The sequence below is a fragment of the Acinetobacter sp. RUH 2624 genome (genome assembly GCF_000162375.2).
In the GTDB taxonomy this organism is placed as follows: Bacteria; Pseudomonadota; Gammaproteobacteria; order Pseudomonadales; family Moraxellaceae; genus Acinetobacter; species Acinetobacter nosocomialis.
In genome coordinates this window covers 11,976-29,444 of sequence record NZ_KI391941.1, presented here as the reverse complement: position 1 = coordinate 29,444, position 17,469 = coordinate 11,976, and the positions used below count along the sequence as shown (strand labels likewise).

The 17,469-nt window shown below is 36.9% G+C and carries 14 protein-coding genes and 2 pseudogenes; 9 read left to right on the top strand and 7 right to left on the bottom strand.

All coding sequences use genetic code 11. From position 1 onward, the window contains the following. Positions 1-3: 3 nt before the first annotated feature. Positions 4-459, bottom strand: coding sequence for a hypothetical protein (locus tag HMPREF0014_RS24435; protein WP_001136773.1), 456 nt, complete (start codon positions 457-459; stop codon positions 4-6). 255 nt (positions 460-714) lie between these two features. Here HMPREF0014_RS24435 and HMPREF0014_RS24430 point away from each other — a divergent pair, with 255 nt between their 5' ends. Continuing rightward, positions 715-1,647 (top strand): IS5-like element ISAha3 family transposase, encoded by a 933-nt coding sequence (locus HMPREF0014_RS24430; RefSeq protein ID WP_020992394.1) that lies wholly within the window; start codon positions 715-717, stop codon positions 1,645-1,647. 523 nt (positions 1,648-2,170) lie between these two features. Here HMPREF0014_RS24430 and HMPREF0014_RS24425 read toward each other — a convergent pair. From HMPREF0014_RS24425 to HMPREF0014_RS25770, 3 genes and pseudogenes are all read right to left on the bottom strand, one after another. Further along, entirely contained in the window at positions 2,171-2,407 is a 237-nt protein-coding gene (locus HMPREF0014_RS24425) for a hypothetical protein (RefSeq protein WP_000152657.1), read from the bottom strand. A 208-nt stretch (positions 2,408-2,615) separates the two neighbouring features. Continuing rightward, positions 2,616-2,777: a hypothetical protein gene (locus HMPREF0014_RS26135; RefSeq protein WP_162137887.1), complete on the bottom strand. Its 162-nt coding sequence runs from the start codon at positions 2,775-2,777 to the stop codon at positions 2,616-2,618. A 72-nt stretch (positions 2,778-2,849) separates the two neighbouring features. Beyond that, positions 2,850-3,208, bottom strand: a pseudogene (locus HMPREF0014_RS25770) (hypothetical protein). A gap of 130 nt (positions 3,209-3,338) precedes the next feature. Here HMPREF0014_RS25770 and HMPREF0014_RS24420 point away from each other — a divergent pair. The 3 genes from HMPREF0014_RS24420 (at position 3,339) to HMPREF0014_RS24410 (ending at position 5,820) form a co-directional block, all read left to right on the top strand. Next, a complete protein-coding gene (locus HMPREF0014_RS24420; RefSeq protein WP_000364662.1) occupies positions 3,339-3,767 on the top strand; it encodes a transposase in 429 nt (142 codons plus the stop codon). After that, positions 3,764-4,099, top strand: a complete 336-nt coding sequence (tnpB, locus tag HMPREF0014_RS24415; RefSeq protein WP_000618090.1) for an IS66 family insertion sequence element accessory protein TnpB — start codon at positions 3,764-3,766, stop codon at positions 4,097-4,099. The genes HMPREF0014_RS24420 and tnpB overlap by 4 nt, the downstream gene beginning before the upstream one ends. 74 nt (positions 4,100-4,173) lie before the next feature. Then, entirely contained in the window at positions 4,174-5,820 is a 1,647-nt protein-coding gene (locus HMPREF0014_RS24410; RefSeq protein ID WP_001094416.1) for an IS66-like element ISAba17 family transposase, read from the top strand. A 353-nt stretch (positions 5,821-6,173) separates the two neighbouring features. Here HMPREF0014_RS24410 and HMPREF0014_RS24405 read toward each other — a convergent pair whose 3' ends face one another. The 3 genes from HMPREF0014_RS24405 to HMPREF0014_RS24395 are packed head-to-tail and all read right to left on the bottom strand — an operon-like array spanning position 6,174 to position 12,195. After that, positions 6,174-9,374: a site-specific integrase gene (locus HMPREF0014_RS24405; RefSeq protein WP_006582679.1), complete on the bottom strand. Its 3,201-nt coding sequence runs from the start codon at positions 9,372-9,374 to the stop codon at positions 6,174-6,176. A 4-nt stretch (positions 9,375-9,378) separates the two neighbouring features. Beyond that, positions 9,379-11,718: a hypothetical protein gene (locus HMPREF0014_RS24400; RefSeq protein ID WP_006581675.1), complete on the bottom strand. Its 2,340-nt coding sequence runs from the start codon at positions 11,716-11,718 to the stop codon at positions 9,379-9,381. A gap of 12 nt (positions 11,719-11,730) precedes the next feature. Beyond that, positions 11,731-12,195, bottom strand: a complete 465-nt coding sequence (locus HMPREF0014_RS24395; RefSeq protein ID WP_000911011.1) for a hypothetical protein — start codon at positions 12,193-12,195, stop codon at positions 11,731-11,733. Positions 12,196-12,469: 274 nt separating this feature from the next. Between HMPREF0014_RS24395 and HMPREF0014_RS25765 the strand changes: the two genes are divergently transcribed. The 5 genes and pseudogenes from HMPREF0014_RS25765 to HMPREF0014_RS24375 all read left to right on the top strand — a co-directional run bounded on the left by HMPREF0014_RS25765 (position 12,470) and on the right by HMPREF0014_RS24375 (position 16,343). Beyond that, positions 12,470-12,637 carry a YhfG family protein gene (locus tag HMPREF0014_RS25765; RefSeq protein ID WP_002125865.1) on the top strand — a complete coding sequence of 56 codons (168 nt, stop codon included), beginning with the start codon at positions 12,470-12,472 and terminating at the stop codon, positions 12,635-12,637. Between the two features lie 12 nt (positions 12,638-12,649). Further along, positions 12,650-13,246: pseudogene (locus HMPREF0014_RS25760) on the top strand (putative adenosine monophosphate-protein transferase Fic). Between the two features lie 349 nt (positions 13,247-13,595). Next, positions 13,596-13,853: a hypothetical protein gene (locus HMPREF0014_RS0206665; protein WP_000896237.1), complete on the top strand. Its 258-nt coding sequence runs from the start codon at positions 13,596-13,598 to the stop codon at positions 13,851-13,853. 919 nt (positions 13,854-14,772) lie between these two features. Beyond that, positions 14,773-15,078, top strand: a complete 306-nt coding sequence (locus tag HMPREF0014_RS24380; RefSeq protein WP_004658344.1) for a helix-turn-helix transcriptional regulator — start codon at positions 14,773-14,775, stop codon at positions 15,076-15,078. Beyond that, the gene (locus HMPREF0014_RS24375; RefSeq protein WP_000934717.1) at positions 15,078-16,343 is read left to right on the top strand and encodes a type II toxin-antitoxin system HipA family toxin; all 1,266 of its coding nucleotides are present in this window, start codon (positions 15,078-15,080) and stop codon (positions 16,341-16,343) included. The genes HMPREF0014_RS24380 and HMPREF0014_RS24375 overlap by 1 nt, the downstream gene beginning before the upstream one ends. The last annotated feature ends 1,126 nt before the right edge of the window (positions 16,344-17,469 follow it).

Below are 17,469 nucleotides of genomic sequence, written 5' to 3'. Positions count from 1 at the left end.
CTATTATTTCTTAAAAGTTGCCTTATAAAGCTTTGAATTAAAGTAATCCGTAATTTCTTTACCTTCGGTTTGAATTTTTTCCTCATTTAAAGGTAAAAAATCTAATTCATATTTCAAGCTCATATACTCTGGAATAAATTTCTTTATAGGCGGAGGTGGTTTAGGTCCACCTTCTGTAATTTTTTCGATAAATCCAGCTAACCATAAAATATACTCACCTTCTGAATTATGAGGAGGAATCAAACTCACATCTATTTTTACTTTACATTCATCTAATTGTTTACTAAACAATTCAACAAAATCAATAAAATTATATTTTAATTTAAATTCTGTTCCCTCAATTTCTCTGCGTATACATGTCATAAGTAAGTTCATATTTTCAATACAGTCATGTGAAAACAATTCCTCATCTTTAATTTTGTTATAAATATTTTCCGCAAACATGAGATACTGTGGCATTTCGGCAGCTCCTCATTTTTATAAAGTATTTTTCTTAAGGTAGTCCTATTATAACAATGTTGCAACAAGAAATTTTCCATTTTTAGTTTAAGGAAATTTTAAAAATTATAAAAACGATTATATTCAATAAATTAGTACGAATAAAAGCTAGGGAAGTTTGATTTTTCTATTGAGCTTTAAAATGGATTATTGTGTTTAAATGGCTTTGTTGCACAAAGCTATTCTTGAAGGCTTCTTCAGTAATATAATTTCCAGATGAAGAAGCCTACACCTAAAATCTATCGTACAACCAATTGGTCCTCGTATAACCAAGCTTTAATCAAGCGAGGAAATATTTCAATCTGGTTTGATCCTAAGACGCAATGGTATGCACAACCACAAGGCAAGCAAGGACGAAATCAAACTTATTCCGATACAGCGATTCAATGCTGTTTAATGATCAAATCTCTATTCCTTCTTTCTTTACGTATGGTTACTGGCTTTGTTCAAAGCCTGATTAAACTCTGTGGCTTGAATTGGACAGCACCAGATTACTCCACCCTTTGTAGACGACAAAAGCATATTGATATTGCGATAAGCTATCAGAAAAGTCATGATGGGTTACACCTACTTGTCGACTCTACGGGTTTAAAGTTTTTAGGTGAAGGCGAATGGAAGCGTAAAAAACATCAGCCTGAATACCGTCGGCAATGGCGTAAACTGCATATTGGTATAGATGCTGAAACACTGCAAATACGTGCCGTTCAGCTTACTACAAATAATGTCAGTGATTCACAAGTACTAGGTGATTTACTGGATCAAATTCCACTAGATGAGCGAATAGATTCTGTCTATACCGATGGCGCGTACGACACGAAGTGCTGCAGAAAAGTGATTTCAGATCGTCAAGCACATGCAGTAATTCCACCCAGAAAGAATGCCAAGCCCTGGAAAGATTCTAAAATAAGTTCAATAGAACGAAATGAGTTACTTCAAACGGTTAAACATTTAGGCAGAACCCTATGGAAAAAATGGTCGGGTTATCACCGTCGTAGTTTGGTGGAAACCAAGATGCATTGCATCAAATTATTAGGTGATAGGCTGACGGCAAGACATTTTCAAAGTCAGGTCAATGAAATTCATGCGCGTGTGGCAGTTCTGAATAGATTTACGGAATTAGGTAGACCTCGCACCCAAGTTGTGTCTTAAATTTGAATGGATTGGGGAGAACTCAGCTTTTGAATGTTTATGCAACAAAGCCTGTTTAAATTATCAATTTAAAAAGCTTGCCTAGTAGGCAAGCTCCCCCTTTTTTGATATTTGCGCTGATCAATAAGGTTTAGTGTTACTTAAAGCAACACACTGATAATACTGAAATATTTAAAAATAAAAAAGCCCACTTCCTATTTTTATTCAGAAATGGGCTTAGCGAAAAAAAACGCTTAGACCTGAAATAGGAAATATCTATTCGGAAATATCTCCAACTTCATATTGGCATAATATTTAAGCACTAGCAATAGGGACTGAATTAAAAATATCAAATATTCATATTTAAATAGATAAAGATTTCTTTTTTTGAATGGTTTTATTTTTAGCCTACATAATTTTTTTACTTATCAAGACTTATAAAGAATATGTGCCCATCAATAGGTAATACTTAATAAGGTCTTATGTGTAGTAACCATTAGGCTCTAGAGAGTAAGAAATCACACTGACTAAAAATAAAAAATAATTAATTTTCAATATCAATGATCATATACTGCAAAGTTAAGTATATTCCAACTTCTCCATTGTTGAGTGCCTCATATAAGTCTTCATCAACAAAATCTCCAGATTCATCATCTAGCCATTTATGAATTTGAATAATTTGTATATTCCCTTTTTTGTCTATTCTTGCTATTGGGTCTATTACGGACCGAACTATCACCTTCTTCTTCGTCTCAACATCAAGCAATGTGATAATTGTCATTTTAAAATCCTTATAAATATCCTGTATAACAACTATGCTCAATCAATAAAGATTTTTATATTTAAATTACTTAAATAGCAATCTTTTCAATCTAAAAAATAAATAAAAAACACTTTAATAGTATGTGCCTATTAGAAAAGGTACCTTAAATATTCTACTAGCAATAAAAAACCGCTTTAAGGGCGGTTCATATTATTCATCAATCTGATCATGCAGTTTTTTGATAAACTCTAATAAGCTTTTCTTTACTTGCATCATTAATTGCAACTAAACCCGTACTTGCTGCATTATTTAAAACCGCTACTGTTATATCGCTTTTCGCTTTGATTTTCGCACTTTCAACCACCGCATCATATTCAATATTATTCATTACCATTTGTTAGTTTCTCATTTTATAAAGTGAGAGACATTAATAATATGAAATCAGCAACTATTCAAGCACCTACTTAAGATCATCAGGCGTTTCCAAATAACACCCGTTTTTATTACAGAAAGCATGAATGTCGTTTAAGTATTCGGTTAATTGAACTGTACTTGCGTCTGTAGTGCTCATTAGCTCACATAGGCCACTTGCTACATCTTGGTAGAGAGGATGATTAGAATCTTTCAACTCTCTTACAGCCTTGAATGTTTTCTTGTATTGGCCAACGTCATCGCAATCATAGATTTTTGCTAAGAAGTTTTTCTTAAAGAACAGATGCTCGTAATCTTTATCTTTACCTTGACTTTTAGCCCATTGATTAAGCCAATCCAGTACAAACGGTTTTGAGCCTTCGAACGATCTTTCTCTTGTGGTGCCATCAATACAACTAACGGCTTCCCTTCATTCGCTGCCTTAGCATGATTCACAGTAAGCGTCCGCTGAACCCCACTTTTTCTAACTCATTAATACCGCGATAGTGTCCACTTAAATTTAAGTGGACACCTATTTATGGATTTAAAGACAGTTATAGACAGTGCACCAACGCTAAAAAAGCCCCGTCGAACCTTCACAGCTGAATTTAAACATCAACTTATTCAGCAATGCCAGCAGCCAGATACATCAGTGGCCAAGGTAGCAATGCAACATCAGATCAATGCCAATCTGCTACATAAATGGATTCGTCAGTCCAGATCAATGCCCCCTGCATTAAAAACCCCATCCATTCCACAGACTGACTTTCTTCCGGTCATTCTTCACCCGACTCCAGTCAAACAAGAAGCACCTCTACCACCTGTGCCAGAGAAGAAAGCTGTCGCTCATATCAGGATTCCATTACATGAGGCACCAAGTTCCGCAAGGGATCAGATGATCGAGATCGACTGGCCGGTGGAGTCAGTAACTGAATTACTGTTGCTGATCCAGGGTTTGACTCAATGATTCGTATTGATGAGATCTGGTTGTCTACCCAGCCGATGGACATGCGTGCAGGGATGGATACAGCCATGGCTCAGGTGCTGAGAGCCTTTGGCTACATCAAACCGCATTGCGCTTACCTGTTCTGTAATAAGCGTGGCCATCGTATGAAAGTGCTGGTGCATGATGGACTGGGTATCTGGCTGTGTGCCCGGCGGCTGGAACAGGGGAAATTCCACTGGGCTAAAGTTCACCAGGGTGAAAGTATGGCGATCAGCCCGGAGCAGTTACAGGCACTGATCCAGGGTTTGCCCTGGCAAAGAATCGGACTGCAGCAAGTGGTAACAATGCTCTAAACCAGGCTCATCCATTCTGCTATTCTCCAAACGTTCTATTTCCTCTGCATCATGACCTCAGGCATACTGCGGTCATGAATACGCTGCCTGATTTAAGCCAACTGACCCATGAACAACTGCTGGAATTTACCAGACAGTTGGCGATGCAGCATCAGTCTCTGGCACAATCTAAACAACAACTGGAACAATCAAATCAGCAATTAGATGCCAGAGTTCAACATCTTGAAGTCACCAATCAGCAATTAGATTCTAAAGTTCAACATCTTTCTATTCTCAATCAAAAATACGAGCATGAGCTTGCACTATTTAAACAGCATAAATTCGGCAGTAAAAATGAACATCTAACCGCAAAACAAATCCATCTCTGGGATGAAGCGGTTGAAGAAGATATTGCAGCGGTTGATCTGGAACTGGAACGACTGAATGCAGATAAAACCAATGCAGCTGCACAGAAAGCCCCAGTCAACAAACCTAAACGTCGGCTGTTGCCAGATCATCTACACACCCTCCGTATTGAGCATGAACCTGAATCAACACAATGCAGTTGTGGCTGTACCTTGCGTCGTATCGGTGAAGATGTCAGTGAAAAACTGAATTTCAGACCGGCACAGTTCTATAAGGAACAGCATGTGCGTGGTAAATGGGTCTGTGATCAGTGTGACACTCTGACTCAGCAAGCGATGCCAGCCTATGTGATTGATAAAGGCATTGCTTCACCTGAATTGCTTAGCCATGTGCTGGTGTCAAAGTATGCCGATCATTTGCCTTTGTACCGTCAACGTCAAATCTTTCTACGCGCAGGTGTTGATCTGTCTAGATCAACGTTATCTGACTGGATTGGCCGCTGTGGGGTGGAACTGGAACCTCTGGCCAATGCCTTAAAACAGGTGGTACTGCAACAGCAGGTGATCCATGCAGATGAAACACCGGTGACGGTCATGCAGATGGGTGAAAATGAGAAAAAGCCCAAAAAAGGTTATGTCTGGGCCTATGCCAGCACACAGTACAATCCAGTTCAGGCAGTGATCTATGACTTTCAAGATAGCCGTTCTGGCCAGCATGCTGAAGACTTCCTGAAAGGCTGGCAGGGTCATTTGGTCTGTGATGATTACAGTGGTTATAAAGCACGCTTTAGATCAGGTCAGGTCATTGAGGTGGGCTGCATGGCACATGCACGTCGTAAATTCCATGAACTACATGTGACCAAGAAAAGTCAGGTCGCTGAACAGGCATTAGTGCTGATTCAGAAATTATATGCGATAGAAGCAGAATTAAGAAAAAAGACGGATGGTACAGCGGAAGACCGCTGCGAATACCGACAACAGCATAGTCAACCGGTCATGCAACAACTATATGAATGGCTCAACCAACATCAACTGACGGTGCCATCGAGTTCTCCAACCGCCCGGGCGATCAATTACAGCCTAAAACGTTGGACTGCTTTAAGCCGCTATCTGGATGATGGCAATCTACCCATTGACAATAATTGGATAGAGAACCAAATGCGTCCCTGGGCCTTGGGGCGTAAGAACTGGCTATTTGCAGGTTCGCTGCGCAGTGGTCAACGAGCTGCCAATATCATGACTTTAATCCAGTCAGCAAAGCTGAATGGCTTGGATCCGTATGCCTATTTAAGTGATGTGCTGAAAAGGTTGCCAACACATAAAGTGCCTCAAATAGAAGAATTACTACCTCACCGCTGGAAACCTGAACCCCGTTAAAACTTGGCGATGGCGTTCAGCGGATGCTTACGATTCACATTAAGAAAGTTAGTTACTGGTGAAATGTCGCAACAAAAAACCACCCGTGGGTGGCTTGATTTTTTTTGATAAATTAATCAACAGCTCAAAAATGGGTAACTGTCAGATCGAGTTTGGACTACAACACTTTAGCTCATCGATTTACCAAAGTGCTAATCTTTACACTATTGTCTAAAATCCAGTGACCAAATTGTGATGCTAAAGCTTTTAAATTCCCTTTATTATGAATCAAAGTTAGTATGATGCTTTTCATAAAGACAGTTTACTTATAACCAGAGAGATTTTTAAACAATTCCCCTTTTAGTTTGCTTAGGCTATTTCAACCAGAGTTCATCTTTTTGCATCATTTTTAACATTAAATTAAATATAACCAGCGGAGTAACATTTTTTTTGTTAGAGCCGACAACTCTTTGAAAACTAAATTTAACGGTTCGCTCAGGAGCATCCAAATTAACTGGGTAGTTTTGTTTTTCTAAATACAGATGATCTCCTAACATTGGCTCTATACCAGTAATAAAATTAACAATTTGTTGCTCATCACCTTTCATTCGGCATTGAAAATGTAGAAAATTCTTACGCAGTTTTCCAAATAATAATAATATTTTAAGCGCCTTAACCATGTTCTTTTCTTTCAGTGCATCTTGCTGCCTATCATCTTTATAATGAAAATCAAGGAGAGGAATTATTTCATCTGGACGAGTCAGTTTTTTAGCCTTTTCGTAAAGTTCATCAAACCAACTCTCTTCTAAATTCTTACTATAAACATAATTCGTTTTTAAATTAAATTTTTGGCGATCCATCCATTTAGTGCTCATCCATTGACATCGTTGCATCCATTCTTGAGCTTGGGTATCTTCGCTTAAACGACCTTCTCTAAAACTTATCAAACGTTGAAAAGGTGTCAGAGTACTCTTCTCTATACTAAACTTCTTTTCTTGTCGGCCAGCCATCGTAACTGGCTGTGTTTGCTGATAAGAATTAAACCATTTCTGCTGCTGAGTATAACGATTTAGGTTTATGTAGTCTGTACTTGACTTCACTGGACTAAAACACTGTTCTAATACTTTTTTTGAAATGATACACGGCGAATTATAAATTCGATCGACTGCTAATAAATCCAAAACATGAAGGTAATTTGAAGCCGTTTGCTCAATACTGCTATGCCCCATCCAAGAGGCGAGCACCTGCCATTTATGTTGAATAATCTCTTCTTGAGCACGTGCTTTCATACCAAACAATAAATCCCTCATCTTTTTTGCTTTTACCCAAGGACAATCTGTGTAGGTCTTGATCATTTCTTTTGAACCGAGCAAAGTTATTGCTAGATAGTTAGCAGCACTGTGGCGTAATGTATGAAAACTAAAGCCATGATGCATACCTAATATTTGACTAAACAAATCTACTGTAATTTTGCTGATACATTGATCAGTTAATACACGATGATTCACACTAAAAAGTAGATCATCCTGCTGATTAACCAAATATTGCTCATAACGATGTTGTATGTAACGTTGTACTACTAAAAACTCATGTTCTGACAATGCAATTTTCAATGGTATTTGACGATTCGCACTTCGCGTTTTCAGACGGCGATATGAATTGTCTTGGATATGAAGCGTGATATTATTAAAAACTGTATTTTCTTTTTCTTTATAAAGTAGCTCTGGGCAAATAATATCTTGTATTTTAAGACAACGAACTTCATTTAATCGAAGTCCAGTTCTATAACTTAGTAAATACATCAGCTTTAAACAACTCAGATGATCGACCCACTCTGATGCCGTTGGCTCTTGACTTAAATTTTCTAGTTTTTCCAATAATTTGCCAAATAGCAAAGGACTCACTAGCCGTGCATTGCAAATTTGTAAATGCTTAAAACTTGAATTCTGTAACACCAATACCCCTGGAGCATCATAATTCTCTATACAGAATTGATGAAAATCTTTTAGGCGACCAAAACGGTATTCTGCGCTTTGGTGCATCTTACGAGAGGTTTTTCCTTTCACCGAATCTCGTTGAACTGCTTTTTCATCACGTTCACTGCTGTATTTCAATAGCTGCCGATATAAATCCTCATAGTCATCTATGGATTGTTGCTTTAAATCTAATTTATTGAGCCAAATCTCAAATATAAATTCTTTGCCAAACGATCCTAAGTAGCTTTCAATAGTTGATAATTGAAGCCCTCGTTTTTTTAAATGCATTAACCAGTGAATTAAGCGTAGTTGAGCATCAATTAAAGACTTTTCCTCCGTATTAGCATCAACTATCTTCTCCTCTAACACCCTTCTAGTTTCTTGCCAAAAACGTAGCGTGCGTTCTTCTTTATTCCTCTTTTTATCTAAACGCTCAACTTTTTGACCTTTACGTTTCTTTTGACCAAACAACATCAACTCATACGGAATCGTTTGTAATTTGCTTTGAACAGTCGGAACTTCAGGAAGTAACTGCTCTTGTTCAAAATGAATAGGGCGATTATCTGGTTCTGTGACTTGATTGTAATCATTATTCCACAGCAATCTAAATTCGGATGGCCTTAAAGCAACAGTATTAATCTCTTGCTGAAGCACATTACTCAAAAATATATCTATGCTGAGGTTTGGATTAAATTCGAGTACCATTTGCACATCATTAAATGCACGAAATCCACGGCGTTTAATTTGATATTGCAGATCCCCAAGACTTTTTTTCCTGCCTATCTTACTCAAGCTTTCTAAAATACAATCTTCAACTGAATGTTGCAGACAAAATTCTTTCTGAGTAGCTTTCAACTTTTTTAAATATTGCAAAATGAACTGCGCATATGGGTTAAAAAAAACATGTTTCCATTGGTACAACTTTCCCTGTTCTACATCGTTGCCATATTGAGAGTTTTCAACACGATAATGTAGTAACAATGGATTAGTGATTTTTTTGTAGTCCGAATGGTATAACCGAAAACAATTCAGATCTGTACCAAGCTCAATGGCCTCCTGCAATTGCTTCTGAATAGCAATCAAATGCTGTTCATCTGCACAGCCTGAAATATATATAAAACTTAAGCATAAATTTCCCCATAAGTACTTTGGTTCATTCCAATATTCAAATGAATCTTGCCAATACTGCCTTAATTCCTTAAGTACATGGATATGTAGATGCCCCTGTTCTAACCGTGACTCTGTACTCTCAATTTTTCTAGGCAGTACGATCCGTTTAGTATGTGGATTTAGCTTAATTCTGTATGATTTTTTATCTACATTCTGGTTGAATTGCTTCCTTCTTTTATTAAATTCATCTTCAGTAAATTGCATCAGTTTTGATTGTTCGTCTCGGCTCAACTTTTGACTCAAACAATCAACACTATCTTTAATGTCATGCCATTTTTCAGCGATCTGCTGATCAAGTTTTTGCTGCATTTCTTTCGTCAATACTTCAGGTGGAGAAGGCTGTCTATCTAGCGACTTTTTCACCATTTTATGAATATCAACAAATAGATCATCTAGTTGTGGTTTTATTAGTTCTTTGATTTTTTGCATACAACTATTTTCGCTCTAAGTGTTTAATCGATAAAGATTTGACATTATCTTGCAATTGCTGGCGGGCTTGCTGTACATAGACATTCGGGATAAGTGAAGAATGCGGATGAAAAGCCTCTCGGTCACGTTGGTCATGACCATACAGGGCCTGAATTAAGTGAAAAGCTAATGCTGGTTTACCCTCTTGCTGCTCATGCATCAAAAAGTTCATGTCAAAATGACGTAACCAATTCGAATACATATTCTTTGGAAAGACTCCTTGCATATATGAATTCACCCATTTTCTCGATAAAGGGATTAACTTAATTTTCCTGCTCTGCCATTCTTTGACAGTTATCGGCAAGATATCTTTACTAAAAATGACCTTACCAAAAAGATCATTTACAGTTATCTTCTTCTTTGCAAAGACTTGTCTAAAAAATGAACCGTACGCTTCAATAATTTGTTCTAAAAAGGCAGTGTAATTTTGCAGTGTTTTTATGAAAAAATCAGATAAAGGGATAAAACGACCATCTTTTCTTGCTTTACTATTTTTTTTATCATTCACATATAAAAGCTTGAGCTCAACACAATAATCATCCAAATTCCCCAACAGGTTTTTTTTAGGCCGACTTGCCAAACTCAACAAACTGATATGCCACATCCAACACGCATATGCATTAAGTTGATTAATAATGTGCTTATCTTCTTGGATGTTTTCGTGACAATGTCTATGTAAAATATGGAATTGCTCTTTCACAAAATTGGGTTCAAGTGCCAGTTGGCTCCCTATCCTTCCTATAGATAATGCAGATTGCACTTTGAATTGTTGTTGCAATATTTTTAGTTCAGCCGTGTCTTCAGTAAAATGTGTGGAATGTGGTGTAAGTGCTTTTTCTAAAAAGGCTAGATATGTGCTACTGAGTTGAGTTTTCGGTAGCCCGCCATAATAGATACCAGGCATGTGATGCTGACTATCCCGCCCAGCAATTACATGAGCAAGATATTCATTATATGTTTCATAATATATATGAAAATATAATTGAGCCTGCAGTTTTTCTACAGTGATCGAACCTACAATCCGATTATCAAGCCAATTCTTAAGTTTCGTATTAATGTGTGTTGATGAAATTAGTGGATTCGATGCTTGTTCTATATAGTCAAACCAAGCAGAAGGTAAATGTAGTTGATGTGTCATCACTTCATTCCACCGCACATGATTTAAGCTCTTAATCTTCTGCTCTGTAATTTTAAGATTTAATTTGAGTAAATATTCGCGACGTCTACTTGAACCATTCTGGATCAAAATTCCATCTTGAATAAGCTCGTTAAAATCCATCAGTGCGACGGGTGATAATCCCGTCAAAAGTGACAATAAACATGCTGCAGCGATTGCAGCATCCCTCCAGTGCCCGGATAACTCGGTTCTCAACACATAAACAATTTGCTTCAGTATATCTGGCGCCAAATAATGTGGATTTGTAACAAAAGGAGCATGACGGCGCTGGCGATGCCGCATTAGATGCGTCGCATTATCGCTGAGTATATAATTTAAATTTTTAGACTTTTCATCTTCTGAATAAAACTCCATTTCAGGATCTAATAGATCAACTTCACCCTCTTCATCTTTGTGAAGAGCGGCATCATAAAAACTGATCTTTGCGTTATGTCCAATATCTACTTGCTTACCCGTTTTAATTTCACGAAATTTTTTGAGTTCATTTTTCGTCGGCCATTGCAAAACTTTACTTTTTTTTGACTTACGCTGACGATGAACAACACGACGATCATCAAGTCTTTTAAAAATTATTAATAGAGCCGATAAATACTCTATGGCTTGTACTTGTTTGAAATCTTTAATATTAAAAAGTTGATTACGATCCTCCTTTTTCAAGTTACGTTCGTACATGACATAGCGATTTAGTAGCTCACTGCATTCTTGAAATAATTCAGCATGATTAGAATCCAGAACATATCGTGATACATAGCGAAAGAGATCACAAACATGTTTTTGCTTATTCTCAGCTTTATCAATTTTTGCAAATTCTTGATACTGCCGATATGTTAAAAAACTCGCTTGTAGAATCAAATAACGTTCAGACGACAGCTCTTGAGTATTACTAGTAGTCGGGCATGCAAAATAACTTAAAGAAGCTAGATAATAATATTTACCTAATTGTCTAGAACTAGATATATAGCCATATATCTGTTGTGCTTCCTTATATAGAGCATGGGCTTTTTCACGTAAATCATCTGATAGATCGACAAATTGTGTATTCACAACATGATTGCGTAATAAACAATAATCTTTTTGGAATTTTTCTGCTAAATCTAAGAATTGCTCTTCTGTTTCAATCTTTGGCATATTCGCTTTCGCTTAATTTTTTATCAAATTGCATTGGTTAAATTCATTACGATCTGAACAATTTGGTAAAAGTTGATCTTTTATTGAACTCTTTGTCAGCTTAAAAAATCTAGCAAAAAATTTAGCATCCAGCTCTTTCTGAGCTTTTCTCTCAAAGCACAAGTGTTGCTGTGATTTTTCGATAAAATCATCAAGATTATGTATCAACTGTAAGATTGCAACATAATTAGAATGTACACGTAAGCATGGCTCCGTTTGCATTAATAGCAATATTTTTTGCCAAATTTTCACATAGATTATTTTGAACTTTGCTTGTACTACTACTTTCTGGCTCTGTTTAATCTTTTTGATTTTCAGTAGTTCTGAGTTAATTTTTACTATCTTAAATTGAACATTTTGTCGCTCAAAGCAAAAGGGCATGATAAATTGCCCCATAAATATCTCTATATTTTTTACTAAATAGTCAAATTTTAACATTTTTATCGATATAAAAAATGAGCATATCTTTGTATATTAAAATTCATTTAATTTATCAACTAAATTTTCTCAAAATTACAATTATCAACAAATACATATGGTTTACTTATCATGGGTGGTCTAAATTTTAAAAATTCTTCCACTTTTTTTTAGTTTTCTGTTATTACATGAAACAATACCGTTGTATTACATTTTGAAATGCTGTGTATGCAGCATTGATCAAAAAGATTCTCTGCTATACTTACTTCACGTGTAGCATCAATGGAGTTTCGAAATGCTCAGAACCACTGAACAGAAAAAAAAATATATTCAAGCGACACGTGCGCAAAACTATCAAGCCAGCCTAAAGCTTGAAGGCATTACAACGACAGCTCAAACAACTCAACAAAGTAAAGCTGAAATCTTGCAAAAATATAAGAAGTATTCGCAACCCGAAACTTAGTCAGGTGCATGTATGGATAAATATGGGGAAATGGGTGACAGCCTGTATTGTTACCCTGGCACAAATATCCTAAAGAACAAACTCAATATTCATGATGAACAAATTTTAGAACAAGCTGAACTAGAACTGTCTGGATTGGCAAGTAACTTAATTGAATATGCTGAACCACCTTACGACTTACAATACTTAAAATCAATTCATGCGCAGCTCTTTGGCGACTTATACGACTAGGCAGGAAAGTTAAGACAAATCGATATTTCCAAAGGTGACACCCGTTTTTGTAATTTTTCCCGTATTGAAATTGAAACCAATAAACTACTCAAACCGCTTCAAGAAAAAAAATACTTTCAAGGCTTAGCACCACAACAACTGATTCCTCAACTTGCCGACTTGTATTGTGAGCTTAATGTGATACACCCATTCCGTGAAGGTAATGGACGTACACAACGGATTTTCTTTGAGCATCTGATTGCTCATTGTGGTTATGGTATTGATTGGTCTCGCATTGACTCTCAACAACAATGGATTCAAGCCAATATTGAAGGTTTTTATGGTAATTTAAATCCATTAATTAAGATTTTTGAAATATGCTTTATTCAAAATACCTAAAATTTAAGTAGTCGAAGCCCACAATCCTTAATGAGCCATCATCTTTGCTTCAATCCACTGATTAATTTCCCAAATAAACCAACAATCACGATTCTTAGAAATCTTAATACTCTTCGGGTAATTTAGGATCGTAATATTCAGATTACTTATCCAGAATTGAATAGATCGTTAACTTAGATAGACTTTTAAGCAATGTAACTTGCCGCATGTTTATCAACATATGTCTCAAAAAAGTCTGCCCATACATAGATTTATGGCGTTTAGTGCTTAAATTTCAGATTAATCTTCGTCTGATGACCTGAATGGATGTTACAGATTACATGCAGGTGAATTACTCTGTGGCTGTATCATGGCTTTTGTGCAATCCAATCCATTTGATCCGAATGTTCTCTTTTGCAATAAAGCAGCCTCTTCTGCTTTTCCTGAACCAACGAACTATGTCATTGATTTGATTCAACCGACAACAGTGATGCTGAATCAAATCTCCAAAGAAGGGATTAAATGCAAGAAATGTGGTAAGAAAAAGATAGGGGATGGAAGTTATTATCCGTCTAATTTGAACCAGCCCATGAGTCGAGATCAGTTGAGTAAGAATCATTTTAAATGAATAAGAGAAGGATGGCTTACCTCACTTCTCCGAATAACAATGCTATGCTTTTCAACCAAGGTTATAAATTGGCAACTACATTTCATTCTTCTTCATGCTGGTCCTATAGCCTGTAGACAATTACTACATCATTTGCATTCAATGCTCAATACAGCCTGTCAGCAGAACCGCAGCGATACTCTTTTTCGTGCATACATGTAGTGTTTAAATCCATTCATTTTTCAATGATCCTCTGCCGTTTATCACATTTATGGTCGATCTTTAACCTTGTGAAAAATGCACATACCGATCCCTTCAAACTGTCAAATTTATGTATGCGTGACATTTAAAGAAAATTATCTGATCAATTTTTTTAGGTAAAATTCATCAAGAAAAAGTTATTATTATTCATAACATCACCAATAACCACATAAAAACAATAATTTAATAAATTATTCTTCCAATTTTTTTATATTTAGTGTTATTACCTCTAAATCCATGTTTACCACCTTCTATTACATAAGTAATTTAGAAGTATCCACGATATAAATTGCTTGCCCTCACACCTCTCCCCTCTCACGCCCAAAAAATTTATACTGAAAGGCAGATTAAGCCCGTTCGAGTTACATATAGCCGCATGCTATATTGAAAGCATTAAGAAAATATCCTCAATATTTATAGGATTTTTAAAGTATGAACTAATTTTCGAAGAACCCTTTCTAAGTAATGTGACCTATTAGGAAAAATGAAAATACTGAAATCTCCGTATCAACAATCAGTCAAAGTACATCCTGATGATTTTCTGTAACCGATACCCAAGGACTATACCTACCCTTCTGCTGTGCTGTGCAACAAAGCCCTCCTTAGCCACACTATAGCTATAGATTAATTCCATTATTTTGTGATTTAATTAAATTATTCATTCTTAAGACCCAATTTAATGGATTTATTTTTCACTAAACCAGAAGAAGTTGTGACTCTTTTAGGTGAGCGTTTACGTAAGCAACGACTCTTTCTGGAGATGTCTCAAACTGAGGTAGCAGCACGCGCTGGTGTCGGCGTGAATACAGTTTCGAATCTTGAAGCGGGACGAAATGTATCTGTTGAAAATTTAGTCCGTATTGCAATGGTCTTGGGTCGATTAAACGAACTTCAGGAACTATTTAAACCTCAGCTTAACAGTGTGAATGACATTCTTCGCTATGAGAGTCAAAGTAAGCGCCACCGTATTAAGAGGAAGGGATAATGCTCAATAGACTTAATGTTTATTACAACGGTTGGGGCGAATCATGGTTATGGGGAACGCTGATTAGTTCAACAGCCACGACAGGTAGACCCACCATTGCTTTTGAATATAGTCCAGAAGCAATACAGCAAGGTGTTGAGCTCTCTTCTTACTTGCTGCCTTTAAAAGGTCTACCATTCAGACAAGGTTTTCCTACTCATCAAATGGGACTCCCAGGTCCAGTCTATGACGCTTTACCAGATGGTTGGGGCATGATGTTGATGGATCGATATTTCAAAAAAATTGGCTTAAATTCAGCACGAATTGGACCTTTGGAGCGTCTGACCTATATTAGTAGTCACGCAATGGGTGCCCTCTCCTTTGAACCTTGTGTTGCTGACATGCAAACCTCAGAAAATATCCCTTTACAACAACTGGCCCAGGAAGTTCAAGAAGTACTCAAAGGTGAAGGTGGTGAATTTCTACAGCATTTATTGGTCATGGGTGGCTCCCCTCAAGGTGCCAGACCAAAAGCGTTGGTTTACCGAGATCCTGTCAATTTAGAGTTTTCGACTCAAGATTCTGATCAACATGAAGCCTGGCTGATTAAGTTTCCTGCTCAGCAAGAGCATCCTGAAGTCTGCGCCATTGAAGCCGTCTATGCAGAATGTTTGCGACTTTGTGCAATTGAGACTCCAGATACCCATTTCTTTAATTTGCCCAATGGTTTAACGGCTTTTGCTTCTAAACGATTCGATCGTCAAAATGGTATGCGGATTCCAATGCAGAGTTTGGCTGCATATACAGGAGCAGACTATAAAGTTCCAGGTAGCCTAGACTATCGCAATTTTCTCCGGGCAACCTTGATGTGTACGCAAGATGTACGAGAAAGATTGCATGCTTTTAAACGTGCTGTGTTTAATGTGCTTTTCAATAATCGGGATGACCATACTAAGAACTTTTCATTTCTCATGGAGAAAAATGGTCAATGGAAATTGGCTCCAGCCTATGATGTGACCTTCTGCGAGGGTCCAGGTGGTTATCATCAAATGGACATTATGGGAGAAGCGCTCAATATTTCCCGAAATGACATACATAAACTCGGTACTTCAGAAGCTAATCTGACTACTCTAGAAGTCGATGAGATCATCTTGACCATGCGTGAAATTGCACTTCAATTTAGTCAAATTGCGCAGCGCCTGTATCCCCATCAAATTCGAGAATCTACCCTACAGATGATTCAATCACGGATTCAACAGAATATTGATTTTTTAACTGAAACCTAAGCGTAAATATAAACTAAGCGCCAACCATCAACTGCAAATAGACTTTGATATAGTTAGTCGCTACATAATCTGTAGAACCTGTGAATTAGCTCTCTTTATAATCACGAATATTAGATGGATCACCGCCAAGATATATTCTGCAAACGTGAAATCACTACATCCAGATCGAAAATCACTAAGAAAAAACTGTCACCAAAAAAAGGTCTGCACTATGGATAGATGCAGACCAAACTCTGGATAACTACCAGCACGAGAAATATGTCGCAATTTTGCATAGACATGAATTTGATAAAATCAGCCCAGAAAGCCAGAAATTCATAAAAACTATTTCATCAATCCCCTATAACTTAATCACGTTCATGGTCGATCTTAAATCTTGTGAAAAGTACTCATGCTGACCTAGCCAAACTGTAAAACTCATGTATTCATAGCCTTTAAATGAATCTTTCAATCGGTATATTTAAGGTAAAAACTAGTAATCAGAAGTTATTATCACCCCCATATAAAACAAGGATCAACTTAAAAACAATAACTTAGTAAATTATTCTTCCATTTTTTTTATATTTAGTGTTATCTCATTCACTTGGCTCTGAAAGTTTCTCGCACTGAGTTTATATGCGGACCAATTCGTTGTACGGTAGATTTTAGTTGCTGGCTTCTTCATTCGGAAATTATATTGCTGAATCAGACCTTACAAACAGCTTTGTGCAACAAAGCCGTCTTTAAGTACTTTTTTTAAAGGAAAAATCATCGACTTAAATCTATATTTCCAACAGTGCCACTTTTATCGCTTTAGCACATCAACTTATTTAAGTGGCGTAACTTACATAACTTATGCATCCCATTTAAGTGACCTCAGTTATAGTATTCCGTGTCAGGAATTTGTCCACTTATTCCAATGATGATGAGAACTGCAGCATTGACTTAGATCGCCAGTGCTCAGTACTGGCCATCATGTAGCTTTTATCGCTTTAGCGCCTTAACTTATTTAAGTGGCGTAACTTGCATAACTTATGCATCCTATTTAAGTGATGTAAGTTATAGTATTCCGTGTCAGGAATCTGTCTACTTATCAGCGTCCGCGGAACTGCAGGATTTCTGCTTTGTTGTTCGCAACGAGGGCTAA